The 12995-nt window shown below is 69.6% G+C and carries 9 protein-coding genes and 3 pseudogenes; 7 read left to right on the top strand and 5 right to left on the bottom strand.

The features are described 5' to 3' along the window. Positions 1-120 precede the first annotated feature (120 nt). Positions 121-1509, top strand: a complete 1389-nt coding sequence (locus RH94_RS09060; protein ID WP_073945630.1) for an IS1380 family transposase — start codon at positions 121-123, stop codon at positions 1507-1509. Between the two features lie 226 nt (positions 1510-1735). Here the strand turns inward: RH94_RS09060 and RH94_RS09055 are convergent, their stop codons facing one another. After that, a complete protein-coding gene (locus RH94_RS09055) occupies positions 1736-2122 on the bottom strand; it encodes a hypothetical protein (RefSeq protein WP_234425635.1) in 387 nt (128 codons plus the stop codon). A 118-nt stretch (positions 2123-2240) separates the two neighbouring features. Here RH94_RS09055 and RH94_RS09050 point away from each other — a divergent pair. The 4 genes and pseudogenes from RH94_RS09050 to RH94_RS46965 form a co-directional block, all read left to right on the top strand. Continuing rightward, a pseudogene (locus RH94_RS09050) lies at positions 2241-3047 on the top strand (transposase family protein). 85 nt (positions 3048-3132) lie between these two features. Further along, positions 3133-3543, top strand: a pseudogene (locus RH94_RS09045) (NUDIX hydrolase). 748 nt (positions 3544-4291) lie between these two features. Next, the gene (locus RH94_RS09040) at positions 4292-6817 is read left to right on the top strand and encodes a hypothetical protein (RefSeq protein WP_073947106.1); all 2526 of its coding nucleotides are present in this window, start codon (positions 4292-4294) and stop codon (positions 6815-6817) included. Between the two features lie 107 nt (positions 6818-6924). Next, positions 6925-7062, top strand: a pseudogene (locus RH94_RS46965) (DUF317 domain-containing protein); the annotation flags it as partial. Between the two features lie 80 nt (positions 7063-7142). Here RH94_RS46965 and RH94_RS09030 read toward each other — a convergent pair. The 4 genes from RH94_RS09030 to RH94_RS09015 all read right to left on the bottom strand — a co-directional run bounded on the left by RH94_RS09030 (position 7143) and on the right by RH94_RS09015 (position 11765). Then, the gene (locus tag RH94_RS09030; RefSeq protein WP_073947105.1) at positions 7143-8864 is read right to left on the bottom strand and encodes a relaxase/mobilization nuclease domain-containing protein; all 1722 of its coding nucleotides are present in this window, start codon (positions 8862-8864) and stop codon (positions 7143-7145) included. A gap of 58 nt (positions 8865-8922) precedes the next feature. After that, positions 8923-9393: a plasmid mobilization protein gene (locus RH94_RS09025; protein ID WP_234425634.1), complete on the bottom strand. Its 471-nt coding sequence runs from the start codon at positions 9391-9393 to the stop codon at positions 8923-8925. 747 nt (positions 9394-10140) lie between these two features. Beyond that, complete coding sequence (locus RH94_RS09020) at positions 10141-10836, bottom strand: ATP-binding protein (RefSeq protein WP_073947121.1); 696 nt, start codon at positions 10834-10836, stop codon at positions 10141-10143. Further along, a complete protein-coding gene (locus tag RH94_RS09015; protein ID WP_073947103.1) occupies positions 10833-11765 on the bottom strand; it encodes a hypothetical protein in 933 nt (310 codons plus the stop codon). Before RH94_RS09015 ends, RH94_RS09020 begins: the two co-directional genes overlap by 4 nt. A gap of 511 nt (positions 11766-12276) precedes the next feature. Here RH94_RS09015 and RH94_RS09010 point away from each other — a divergent pair. Beyond that, positions 12277-12534 carry a helix-turn-helix domain-containing protein gene (locus RH94_RS09010; RefSeq protein WP_073947102.1) on the top strand — a complete coding sequence of 86 codons (258 nt, stop codon included), beginning with the start codon at positions 12277-12279 and terminating at the stop codon, positions 12532-12534. Positions 12535-12580: 46 nt separating this feature from the next. Then, positions 12581-12961 carry a helix-turn-helix domain-containing protein gene (locus RH94_RS09005; protein WP_073947101.1) on the top strand — a complete coding sequence of 127 codons (381 nt, stop codon included), beginning with the start codon at positions 12581-12583 and terminating at the stop codon, positions 12959-12961. Positions 12962-12995 lie beyond the last annotated feature (34 nt).

Below are 12995 nucleotides of genomic sequence, written 5' to 3'. Positions count from 1 at the left end.
CCTGGATCCACCGCGTAGCGGACGGGCCGTGGACGGAGAAATCAGAAGAGGTGCCCGCTGACCTGGGATGATGGGAGTTCCTACGCTTCCACCGGTCCCGACCTGCAAGGCACCTCTCAAGTGAAATCGTCCCACAGCCCGGCGCGGGTGTTTGCCGCGTTCGACGAGCCGAATCTCATCGCGCATGCCGGACTGGTCCCGGTGATCCGGCTGGCCGAGCGGTGCGGCCTGCCGGCTCTGGTGGCCGAGAAGGTCAAACTGACCGGCGCGGCCAACGGCGCCGGCACGGCCCCCGACGCGAAGGCGATGAGCATCGTGGGCGGCATGGCCGCCGGCGCCGACTCCATCGACGACCTGGATGTCCTGCGGCACGGAGGGCTGCGGAAGCTCTTCGCAGGGGTGCGGGCACCGTCCACGCTGGGCACCTTCCTGCGCGCCTTCACCTGGGGACACGTCCGGCAACTCCAGTCCGCGACAAGCGCGTTCACCTGCAACCTGGCCGCCCACACCGGACTGGTGCCCACGACGGACGAGGTGGTGTTCGTCGACATCGACTCCAAGGTCAAGCAGGTCTACGGCCCGGCCAAGCAGGGCGCCTCGTTCGGCTACACCAAGGTCCGCGGGCTGCACTTCCAGATCGTCACGGTCAAGACGTCCACCTGCGCGCCGGTCATCGTCGCCACCCGGCTGCGCAGGGGCTCGGCGGGCTCCGGCAAGGGGGCGGCGAGTCTGCTGCGCGAGGCGCTGACCACGGTGCGGGCCATGGGGATCACCGCACAGATCATCGTGCGCGCCGACTCGGCCTACTTCTCCCACAAGGTCGTCGCCGCCTGCCGTCGGGCCGGCGCCCGCTTCTCGCTGGCCGTCGCGGTCACCAAGACGATCCGCGAAGCGATCGCGTCCATCGCCGAGGACGCCTGGACGCCGATCCGGTACACCGACGCGATCTGGGACGCCGAGGAGGAACGCTGGATCTCCGACGCCGAGATCGCCGAGATCCCGTTCACCGCGTTCACCAGCAAGAAGAAGCAGTTCCACACCACCGCCCGGCTGATCGTCCGCCGCGTGAAGCGGCTGAACCCGAAGACGGTGCCCGACGGACAAAGTGAGCTGTTCGCGGTCTGGCGCCATCATGTGGTCTTCACCGACAGCACCTTCGTCCTGACCGACGCCGAGCCCATGCATCGTGCTCACGCCGCGGTGGAACAGGTCTTCGCCGATCTGGAGGACTCCGCCCTGGCCCACCTGCCCTCGGGGAAGTTCACCGCGAACGCGGCCTGGCTCACCCTGGCCGCCACCGCCTACAACCTCACCCGCGCGGCCGGACACCTCGCTTCCGCCTTCCACGCACGGGCACGGACCGGCACGATCCGCCGTCATCTCATCGCCGTTCCGGCCCGCATCGCCCGCCCGGGACGACGAGTAGTGCTGCATCTGCCCCGACGCTGGCGCTGGGCCGACGACTTCACCGACCTGTGGACCGCCACCGGGCAGCGGATGCAGACCTGACCAACCGGACCCCCGCCCGTCCACGATCTGGAAGACCTCGGAGAACCCGCCACCGGAACGGCCATCCGGAAACCCGCCCTGCCCGGAACCGAAAATCCACCCCGAAACCAATCACACCGCGCGATCAAAGATCACGCGGTGGATCGAGGCTGAGGTTTCACGGAACTGTGCTGGAAGAAGATGCAAACGAAGTAGGCGGTGTAGTAAGTGACGTCGGCACCTGATTTCACTGCTTCTCCGCTGCTGAGGAAGGAAGCCGGGCTTTTCCTGTCCCAGTGTGTAGCCGTGCAAGGTGTCTCTGGGCGGCGGGCTCTGAGGCGTAGTGGCGCTTCATCTCGGCCCCGAGTTTGCGGCTGGTCATGATGAGCGACCGCACCGACTGTCGGTCTCTTACGAGGGCCTGTTCGCCCATCGTAAGGGCCTGCTCCAAGTCCCCCTCGCGCGCCGCCGTGGCGCCCAGCGTGACGTGGGCCTCAGCGTTGCACATCGGCGAGCGTTCGGTGCCGTCGAAGTCCGTTCTTGCCCTCAGCGCCTCTTCGGCGAGCATGCGGGCAAGCTTGCCTTCGCCGACGAGTGACATTTTCTCAGCGAAATGATCTACGCGAAGCGGCATGAACCACTCCATGCGTGAGCAGGCCGGACGGACTGGACCCGGCCGCGGACAGACGTAAAGCCCCTGGTAGGACAGGTCTCACCACAAGATCATGTCCGTAACCGTCAGAGGCTTCACGTTGGTCACCCATGTTGCCACGCTCGACGTCCCGGGCCACGTCGTGGAGCACCTCTCGCGCCTGCTGGCCGCGCACCGGCGGCGAATCGGCACTCCGCGCGGCAGCCGGGCGCTCGGCCCGTTCCGCCAGGCGGTGCTGGTCCTGCGCTGGTTCCGCGAGGGGGGCTGCGTGCACTGCCTGACCCGCGACGCGGGCATCTCCCGGGCCACCGGCCACCGCCACCTGCACGAAGGCATCGACGTCCTCGCCGATCAGGCCCCCAACCTGCACGAGATCCTGGACCACTACCGACACGCGGGCATGACCCACGTGATCCTGGACGGCACGCTCATCGAAACGGACCGCCTCGCCGGCGTCCGGGACAACGACAACGACTGGTGGTTCAACCAGAAGCACAAGGCATTCGGCGGCAACATCCAGTTCCTGGCCGCCCTGGACGGGGCCCGCTGTGGATCTGCGACGTCGAACCCGGCTCCACCCCCCGACATCACCGCCGCCCGCATCCACGCCCTGCCCGGCCCTTCGGGCGGCGGCCGACGGCCTGCCCACCCTGGCCGACGAGGGCTACATCGGCGCCGGGATCGGTATTCTCCTCCCGGTCCGCCGCCCGAAGGGCCGGTCCGAAAGGCCCTGGACGCCGACACGCGCACCACGAACAGCCTGATCAGAGGCGTCCGTGCACTCGGCGAACGCGCCGCAGCCGAGCCCAAGCAGCGCCGGCGAACGCTGCAGCACGTCACCCTCAGCCCCAGCTGGATCGGCGACATCGCCCGCGCCGCCCTCGTCCTCAACGGAATCTGGAAGTGATCACCGCTGAGAAAACGTCAGTGACCCGAAATTCCTCGTAGGTGCACCTATCGCGCATCCTGGCGCCTCTGGAGGAACAGACGTGATGTGGCAGAACGCGGAGCAACAGCCGGGCATCGCTGCGGCCGTCATCGTTCACGAGGGACGTGTACTGATGGTGCGTCGCCGTGTCAGTGAAGGTTCGCTCTCCTGACAGTTCCCGGCCGGCAAGGTCGAACCTAACGAGACACGCGAAGACACAGCCGTGCGTGAGACACAGGAGGAGACCGGCCTGACCGTGGCTGCTGTGAAGCTGCTCGGCAAGCGGGTCCACCCGAAGACGGGCTAGCTGATGTCGTACACCGCGTGCGAGGTAGTGAGTGGCACGACCCACATCGCGGCCCCTGCGGAGCTGGCGGAGCTTGCCTGGGTGGCCCATGGCGAGATCCCGCAGTACGTGCCGTACGGGCTGTTCGAGCCTGTGCAGGAGTACCTCGACGCACCCCTGCCGCCCTGAGAGTCGGTCGCCCCTCGACCGGCGGTCGGAAGTTCCTCCCAGCCGCCAGCCTAGTTCGCGGTCGTGGTCACTAGCGGGCGGTTTTCCGGGCGTCGAACGGTATGGCATCCGGTTGTTGGACCGTAACCGCCTGGAGTGGTAGAGCGGCGAGGGCCGGGCGCGGCCGGAAGTGCTTGGGGATGTCTGGCGCCCCAAGCGCCTGCCTGGCCTGTGACCGAGCGGACACGTACGTCAACTCGTGCGACGGCCGGTTCTGTCTCGGCTGACTTCCGCTCCGCTCGCCGCCCCTGAACCGGCAAAGAGCGATGAAAGCTCGCAGCCCGGCCTCCCCCTTCGCGGACATAGGGAAGGCCGGAAGATATCTCGATACACCTCTCGATGAGGTGGTTACGCATGTAAATCACCCGATGGGATGAACACATGCGGATAGTGGTCGCTCAGCCTCAACGACCGGTGGCAGTTTTCCTCCTGCACGTCGGTGGTTCGTCACCGTCGTCCGCCTCATGCCGCCGACGGCGGAGCAGGAGCAAGTCGCGAGATGCCCAGGCACCACAAGGGGTGCTGTTCGGGCTGATCCTTCTACGGGCGCTGGCAGTCGGATCGTACGGAGCGGAACACGCCGCACTCCCACGGGGAACGGCTTGCATCCCGCTGGCGCGAGGCTTCGGCTTTCGGGCGCGTGTCACGCTCCCGCGGAGGCGGAGCGTGCTTTTCGCCCGGCGCCTGCCGGGAGGAAGGCGGTAGTCCCGTGGCCAACAAACGGCCCGACGGCGTATACCCATACATCGGCACCGAGACCTGGGCTAAGCACCTGGCGGACGGCATCGAGAACACCTGCGAGCAACAGGGCGTGATCCCGCCGCCGCGTACTGCGATCATCGAGGGCCTCGCCACCGCTCTCGGCGACACCGAGATCAAGAAGATCGTGGCCACCGTAGGGGGGAAGAAGGTCCTGCGCCCCAACACGTGGCGGCTGGTGCAGGCAGGCGCCGACACGGTGCTCCTCCTCATCTGTGACGTCCACGGTGCTGCCGTGGTGCCCTGGGACCTCAACGACCGTACGGTTAGCTCCTGGACACCGCCCAGTCCGGAGGCAACGCGGCGCGTCTCAGCCCTCATTGCCGCCGAAACGGCGTTGGAGAAGGCCGAGAAGGAACAGAAGATCGCCGAAAAGGAGCGCGACGCCCGCCGCCGCGCACCCGGCGACGAGACCCATGCCGCCGAGGCGCTCGCCGCCGCCGAGGAGAAGTTCGCTGAGGCAACCCGGCACGTGAGAGACGCCAAGCGCGAACGCGACGCTCTCCTGGCCGCGCTCGGGCACCGTCGGCCCCGCCCCGTAGTACAGGCGGCGGACAACAACGGCCAGCCCATGGCAGCCCTGACGCTCGCGGAGCAACCCTACGAGGTGGCCGTCCACATCCAGCGCTACGCTGCGGCCACCCTGCGGCGTGCAGGTAAGACTCGAGGCTACGACCTTGCTGAGTCCTTGGTCGCCTCAGGCCAGCTCTCTCGCGGCATGAGCGTGCTTCAGCAGTGGCAGATCAAGACTGCCGACGGCACCTCCTCCAGGCTGTGGCGGATGGTTGCGGTGACCGCTAACAACCGGGCACTGGCCCGCCTCGACATCTTCGGATTGCGCCCGGAACACCTGGTCACCGGCATGCCCCAGTCCCTGTGTCCGCTGCCGAAGGAGAAGAACGACCCCACCCTGCTGCTGCTCAACCAGCGCGAGATCCTCAACCGCGTCTCGGCCCGCCTCAACGAGACCAGCGCCGTTGCGGAGACGGAGCCCGAGCACGCAGCCCGGCGTGCCGCCAAGATCGCCACCGTTCCGATGGAGATCGTCATCGGTTGCAGCAAGCCAGAGGCGCTGGAGCACGTGCTACGGGCCCTGAACGTCAACGACCACCTGCGCGGAATCCAGCCCTATGACGAAGACGCACGCCTGATCGCCCTGTTCGCCACGCTCGTCGACGCGTACGCCAGGGAGGGCCTGCTCGGCGTGGTGCTCGCCGACACCTTCCCCACTGCGCGGGGGGTGGACCTGCTCGATCTGGGCGGCGTACGTGATGCCCTGACCGCGAATGGGCCGCTCGACCCGCTGGCATCCCTGTTGCCGCCGGGCGAGGAGGTCTCGCCGGTCACGATGCGGGATGTCGCCATCCGGGCCATCACCGCGCTCGTGTTCCCGGAGGTTCCTTCCGCTCCGCCGTCGACGGGGAAGCGCCAGGTCCGTGACACCGGATTGTTCTGGCCGATTGTGCAGGGAGCCCTCCAGGAGCCGGCGTGGAGCCAGATCCGCGCCAAGGCCGCCGAGGCCCGCACGAGGCTGTGGTCCGCGGCCATCGCCCAGCTGTACCTGCACCGGGAAAACATCCTCTCGGCGCTGGGCTTGTTCGGAGTGCAGGAGACCAAGGAAGGGTCCGGGCAAGACCCGAGGTCGCTGAAGGACCTCTTCCTCGGGGCCGAGGCTGGCGATCCCACCGCGTGGGCCGCACTGGTCCGCCGGATGGCGCCGAACCTGATGCATGCTCCTGAGCCGCTGATCACACCCGGCCAGGGCAGCGAGGCGGGAAACAGCCGCAAGGGTGTGCGCCGTACCCCGTCCAGTGCCCTCGCGGCCTTGACGCTGGCGTACACCGAGCAGACCCCGCACATCAGCAGGGCGCTCCTCCTCGCCTTCGCGCGGGCCGTGTTGGAGCACCCTGATGCGACGGAGGCACCCGAGGCACCCGAGGGCGGCCAGCCGGTCTGCTACGGCGAACGGTACTGGGACGAGGCGGCACGAACCGCGATCGTGCCGGGGATGGTGCTCGTCCCGGACATCGGCGGCCGCCCCACCTCCTTCGTCGCCGACAAGGCGTGGTTCGACGAGATGTTCCCCGTGGAGTTGGGCCGCGCCACACAGAGCCATGCTGCTGGCGGCGCGAGCGGAGGGCTGTCGACTACCAGGACCACCGACCCCGCCGACGCCAGCACCACGGTGCACGAAGACGTGCCGGTGGACCCGCGCGATCAACTGGCCAACCTCCGAAGGGAATTGCCGGCCCGCGTCGAGTTGGTTGAGGGCAGCTACCAGAGCGCGGTCGCCGCTGCCGACGCTTTGCTCGCCGACTTCGAGGAGGCACGCCGTCTGCGCACCCAGTTGGGCGAGGAACCGCTGCCCGCCGACCAGCGGATCGCGTGGATGGAGAAGCTTGTGAAGGCGCGTGATGCCGCGCAGACCAGCGTGTCAGCCCTGAAGCAAGTGGAGAGCCTGATCCTGCAGATTTAGAGGCGCCGCGGGGTCAGTCATGGACCCGGCCTTCACCGTTCACCTTCATCATCTGTGAAGCAGCCGGTACCGCTCAGCGCCCGGTCTCTCCGACAGAGAGACCGGGGGCCGCGTCGTCCGATGTCAGTGTGCCGCACGACCTCGTCGCCTCATTCGCCGACTCCCTCAGTTCCACCGCACCGGTCCTGCGTCGGGTGCTGTCCGAGAGCACTCAGGACCGGCTCTTGCGAGCGCCAGCCGGCTGACAACCGCTGCTCTCGCACCCGGCGCAACCAGCCCGGCCTCCTCGACTTAGGAGGCCGGGCTTTGTGCGCAAAGTCCGTAGCTACGACAGTCCACGCCGGGTCCCGGATCGGCCCGGTGCCTGCTGCAATGCAGGGTTGGCCGAGTGCTGGGTCGTGTGGGCGTTGGTCAGAGCGTGGCTGGTGTCGGCCAGCAGGTCGGCGGTCCGGCGCAGACGCCACACCAGCACGTCGCTCATGGAGTCCGCGGTGTCGAGTTCCCGCCGCCCGGCGGCGTCGGCCAGGAGGGCTGTGGGGTCGTGGCCGGCGGCCTCGGCGTCGGTGAGGGTCGCGGCGAGCGCGTACCAGCCGGGCTCGGTGAGGACCTGCTCCGCCAGCTCCGGCACGGCTTCGCGCAGCACTGCTGTCTGCCGCTGGAGGAGAGGGCGACCCAGGCGCCGACCGCGCTGGTAGAGGGCGCCGAGAGGCTGGGCGGCAGCGGCCTGGTAGGCGGCACGCAGGTGCTCGGCGGCCTGGCGGGCGGCGGCGGCCTGCTGGGCGTGGCCCTTCTTCGCGTGCCAGTGGATGGCGGCGGTGACGAGGAAGAACAGCATGTCGATTGCCATGGCAGTGGTCGCGCCGTCCTCCCCGCGGCCGAGGGCAGGTCCGCCGTGGACGAGGTCGCGGGCGGCCTGCCGCAGCGCCCGGTTGCGCCCGTGCTCGGCTCTTACGTGCGAGCGGGAGGCCCGCTCGAACGCGATGGCGGCATCACGCAGTTCCGCCCGGGTGTGGGCGGCGGACGTCTTCGCGAGCGCGTCGAGGACCTCGCCGGTCGAGGCGATGTGAGCGGCTGCCACAGCGTCGTCCCCGTCTTCGAGGACGATCACGACCTGCCAGGCTGCGGAGGCAGTCCGTCGTCGAGCGGCGGACGGGTCGCTCGGGGCCGTATGCAACGGCGGATCGGCCGGCGCGGCGCCCTGGTCGTCGCTGTCGGCCGACCAGCGCTCCCGGATCCGGGGCAGGGACAGATCCGGCGCCAGGCGCGCACCCGGGTAGAACACCGGCTCGCCGTGCGCGTTGCGGTCGTCGGGGAGGGCGACCTTGTAGCCGAGCAGGTCCCCAGAGGGGGCGATGCGCTTGCGGATCAGGAGACCGGCGGCGGCCAGCCGATCGAAGAACTCTCCCTCGCTCGTCGCGCCGGCCACCGCGCGGCGCACGGTCTCCCGTAGTTCTTCCCGCGCGGTGCGCTCGCGGCCTTGGCGGTTGGCCTTGTGGCGTTCGGCGCTGGTGGGGCGCTGGGCGGCGGTGCCGTCGCCCTTGTTGAGCCGGTGCAGGCCCAGCTCTGCTTCCAGAGTGCGGGCTTGGGCTTGGACGCGGGCGGCGTCGTGGTGGAGGTCGGGTTTGTAGCCGTCCTCGCGGACGAGGGTGGCGACGATGTGGATGTGGTCGTCGGCGTGCCGGACGGCCGCCCACCGGCATCCCGCGCCCTGGTCGGGGTCGTCGATGCCGGCGGCGGCGACCATCTGGCGGGCCACCTCGCCCCACTCCTCGTCGGTCAGGATCCGGTCCTCGGCGGCGTTGCGGACGGACAGGTGCCACACGTGCTTCTTCGGTCGCTCGGCCCGGTCGGTGTTCTCCACGGGCTGGTCCAGAAGCTGCTGGAGCTGTTTGAGGGTGGCGGACGGGTTCCGGCCGGGGTCGGGAGCGTTGTGGTCCCAGGAGGCGACCAGATGCGGGTCGATGTGCTCCTCGTGCTTCCCGGGTCCGTATAGGTAGGACAAAAGGCCGATGGTGCGCTGCCCGCGCTTCTGTATCCGGGGGATCATGCTGCTGTCCGAGGGTGGTCAGTGGGAATGGCGGTTGTGGGTGTCGTGGCAAGTCAGGTCAGTGCTGGTCCAGCAGCCGGTCGGTGGCTGCCTGTACGCGGGTCACGGCGCGCTGGACCGCCGCGACGACCGCGTCGATCTCTGCTGGTCGGCCACCGGAGTTGATGGCGCGGGCAATCTGGTTGAGGTTGTTGCCGACCTGGCCGAGGTGCCGGCGTGCGGCGAACAGCTCGGCGATCAGCTCGCGTTGGCCGGCGATGGCAGCGGCGGTGTTGTCGAGGTCGTGTGCGGCGGCGAGGCCGCTGCGGGCGAGGAAGGCTGGCAGGCTCGTACGGGTCGCGCTGGCGGCGGCGGAGAGCTGGGTCTTCTCGTCGTCGTTCAGGCGGACGCTGCACACGTAATCACGCTTATGCGAGGGCGGCTTCGGCGAGCGCTTGCGCGAGGTCTTCTTCGCGTCGTGGCGCTTGCGTGGTGACGGTTTCCCCTCAGGCTGCGATCCGCCCTCGGTCGCTGCCTCACGGGCCAGCACCTCCCGGTGCTGGTCCGCTCCCGCCACCCTCGGGGCGGGCTCTGGCCAAGTCGCCTTCCCCGACGGGGAAGAGTGTCTTGGCCGATAACTTGCTCCGCCTGGGGCCAGGGTGGTGGTCTTCGGGCGCGTGTCGTCGGCCGTTTCGTGGTGTGGCTGGTGCATGGACTCTCTCTGGGCGGGTGGTTTGAACTGTGTCTCATGCTGTGGCGGTGCGGGGCTCGCATGGCGGGAGGACTGGGGTGCGGGACGGCGCGGGGTGGTCCTGTGCTCTGGGTCGGGCTCAGTGCGGGGACCGGTCCCCGGTTCCTGTGGCTCATCAGGTTCGGGGACCGCGTGCTGTCGATCGCCGATTTGCCGGTCCCGGAGAGGCGGAGGACATGTGGTCCCGGTCCCCGGTAACCGACGTACGGCCGCATCACAGGACCGCTTTCCGCGGCCTTGTAGGGCGGTGACCTGCTGCTTTGCCGCGACCGGTCCCCGTATCCGATAGGTCCGTTGGGGACCGGTCCCCGAATCGAACGGGGACCGCTCGCTGTTTGACGGGGACCGTCCCCGGTTTCGGGTGGCCACGGTCCCCGGATGGGACGTCCGGTCCCCGCGTCGTTGCTGCGTCGGTCCCGAGTGGTCCCCATGCCGTTGGGGACCGGTCCCCGGTCCCCTGGCTCGGTCCCCGATGAGGCCGGTCCCCGTTTCTGGACGGCTGCGCTCTGCGGGTCTGGCCGTGCGGCGGCCGGGCCTCGTGGAAGGTCAGGCGGGGTGGTGGCGGCGTCGGTCGGGGCCGGTGAGGACGACGCGTTCGGTCATCTCGGCGAGGCGGGAGGCGACGCGGTCGCCGAGGGTGGTGCGGAGTTCGGCGGTGGGGAGGTTGGTGGTGATGAGGGTGGGGAGCAGGTGCTCGTACCGGTGGTTGATCAGCCGGTAGGTCAGCTCCTCGGTCCATTCGCTGGTCTTGGCCGCGCCGAGGTCGTCCAGGAGCAGCAGCGGGCTCCGGGCCAGGGTCTGCAGGTCGCGTTCGGCGTCGTGGCCGGCGCGGGGGCGCAGGCGGGCGTGGAGGTCGGCGGTGGTGGTGGCGTCCCAGCGCAGGCGGACGCCGCGGGCGAGGAGGGTGCGGACGGCGCCGTATGCCTGGTGGGTCTTGCCGGTGCCGGTGGGGCCGGCGATCAGCAGCGAGGGGCCTTCGGCGATGCCGGGTCCGCCGGGGCCGGGGCGTCCGGCGCGGGCGATCTCGTCGGCCCAGGCGGTGACCTGCGGGTGGTCGGCCAGGGCGCGGCGGTAGCGGGCGGGGATCCGGGCGTCGGCGAGCTCCAGCGCGGTGACGGGCTCGGCGTGCGCCTCCTCGACCGCTGCGGTGGCGGGGTCGATGCCGCGGCTGGCGAGGATGCCGTTGAGCCGGTCGGCGAGCGGGCCGACCCGGTGGGGCTCTCGGGTGAGGGCGGCGGTCAGAGGTCACCTCCGAAGGCGGCTTCGACGTCGGTGGGGTTTGTCCACGCCCTGTGGACGGCGGGCGCGGCGGGGGTGGCGTTCATGGCCTCGTGTACGAGGCTGGGCAGGGTGCTGGGGTGCAGGCCCTTGGCGCGGTGCCGTTCGAGTCCGGCCCGGATGTGGGCGGGGGCGATGCCCTCCTCCAGCAGCTTGCGCGCCTCCCGGCCGAGACGGCCCAGGACGTCCCTGGGCGGGCGGTGCGTGCAGGCGGCGGCGTACTCGGCGATGAGCTGCTGGGCCGAGACGGTGTCGGGTGCGGGGGCGCTCGCGCCCCCCGAAGGGGTATCTCCTAGATCCATGATCCTAGGTCCTAGATCCAGACCGTGAGGCGTCACTGCTCCCTCACTGAGTCCTCCCTGCTCCCTCACGGAGGGCTCCGTGAAACCGTCCTGACCTGCCCTTTCGCTGTCGACGGCGGGATTCACCGCAGGCTCGCACGCCTGCCCGGAGCCCTCATGGAGGGGTCCGTGAGGCTGCGGTGCGGGCTCCGTGATGCCGGCCCCCGCAGCCGGCGCGGCGACTCCTGGTGCCGTGCCGGGTGGTGTGTCGTGGTGCGGGCAGGCGGGGAGGCGGCTCACGCTGGGCCGGTTGATCTTCTGATGCTGCCGCCAGGTGACGATGTGCAGGTAGCGCTTGTCGTCCGGGCCCGTGTAGCGGCAGATCAGGCCGGCGTCGGCGAGTTGGGCGAGGTCCTTCTCGACGTCGGCGGGCGTGTGCTCGGGGCGCAGGACCCACAGCTGCCCGGCGATGATCGCGGCGTGGTCGCGGTGGCGGCCCTGGTCGTCGGCCTGGGTGAGCAGGCCGAAGAAGGTGCGCTCGGCAGTCAGCGTGACGGCGGCCAGGGACTCGGAGACGAAGGCTTCGGGCTTGATGGTGCGGATTCGTGCCAAGAGGGGCGGTCCTCACTCGGTGGCCGGCGGGCTGGGTGCCCACGGCTCACCGTCGGTCGGGGCGGTACGGGCGTGAAGGGCGGGGAGGCGTCCGGCCGTTGGCGCGGGCGCTCTGATGACCGCTCGTGCTTTCCGGGCCGCCGTCAACATAGCCACACCCGGGTCGCACAAGTCCAGCCCTCTCCGGCGCAATCTCTGACGGCAGAAATACCGCTGGAAATCGAGTCGGAGATGGCGGTGCGAAAACGGTAGGGCACGATCGGCGGTTGACCAAATAGTTGCCCCGCATCCCGAGCCAGAAGGATCACATCGGGAAGCCGTTGACCTACTGCGAGCGACGAAGCTACAACACAACACCCCGCGTCAGAGAGGGTCTCTGATGTCGGGACGTGTTCGGGGATCCGGCCCTTCGGAGCATCCCGACCGCCTCGCTCACCGATTGAGCGCGGCGCAACATAGCCGACGATCGCCGGTTAACCAAACCGGCGAATGCACGCTACAACTTGGAGCCATGGCAGCACGATTTCTGGAAATAGGGCCCGCAGGAATGCTGGCGGCTCGCACCATCGAAATCCTCCGCACGGAACGCGGCCTTGGGCAGCGCCGACTCGCCGCGCGGTGTACCGCTTTGGGCCGTCCTATGTCCAACACGATGCTGTCCCGCATCGAACTCGCCAAGCGGCGATGCGATATCGACGACCTCGTCGCCATCGCCGAAGCCCTGCAGGTATCACCCCTCGCCCTCCTCCAGGGCACGGGCGCCACCTGAGCCGCTCACGCATCCGTCCCCGCCCTCGCGACCAGGAGCCGCCCCCTTGCACCGATCCACGCCCGCGCCCGTCCTCCACAGGCCGTCCGACGCCCCTCCGCCCCGCCTCTACCGCCCCGAGGAGATCGCCGACACCCTCGGCTGCTCGGCCTGGTGGGTCAAGGACCGCGCGCGACGGCGCCTGATCCCGCACACCCGGGTCGGCCGCGCCTACCGCTTCACCGCCGAGCATCTCGCCGAGATCATCCGCCTCTACGAGGAGCGGCCGGTCCAGCCTGCGCAGACAGCCGCGCGGGCGACCGAGCCGCTCTCCGAGCCCGGTACGCAGACCGACTCCGCGCAACGTCGCCGCCCTGCCGTGGCTCCGGCGACTCGCCTGCGGGCCCGCCCGCCGCGTCGACAGCAGCAGTACGGCACCGTCGCGTGACCCGATCGAATCTGCCGTAGACGAGGACAACCCA

Source organism: Streptomyces kebangsaanensis (assembly GCF_001906585.1).
Classification (GTDB): domain Bacteria; phylum Actinomycetota; class Actinomycetes; order Streptomycetales; family Streptomycetaceae; genus Streptomyces; species Streptomyces kebangsaanensis.
The sequence above is the reverse complement of the archived record's forward strand: the minus strand, read 5'-3'. Positions and strand labels throughout refer to the sequence as shown.

What these genes read in the sequence shown, in the direction of transcription:
- RH94_RS09055 (WP_234425635.1), bottom strand. Translation starts at nt 2,122, where the DNA reads ATGCCGCTTCGCGTAGATCATTTCGCTGAGAAAATGTCACTCGTCGGC.
- RH94_RS09030 (WP_073947105.1), bottom strand. Translation starts at nt 8,864, where the DNA reads ATGATCCCCCGGATACAGAAGCGCGGGCAGCGCACCATCGGCCTTTTG.
- RH94_RS09010 (WP_073947102.1), top strand. Translation starts at nt 12,277, where the DNA reads ATGGCAGCACGATTTCTGGAAATAGGGCCCGCAGGAATGCTGGCGGCT.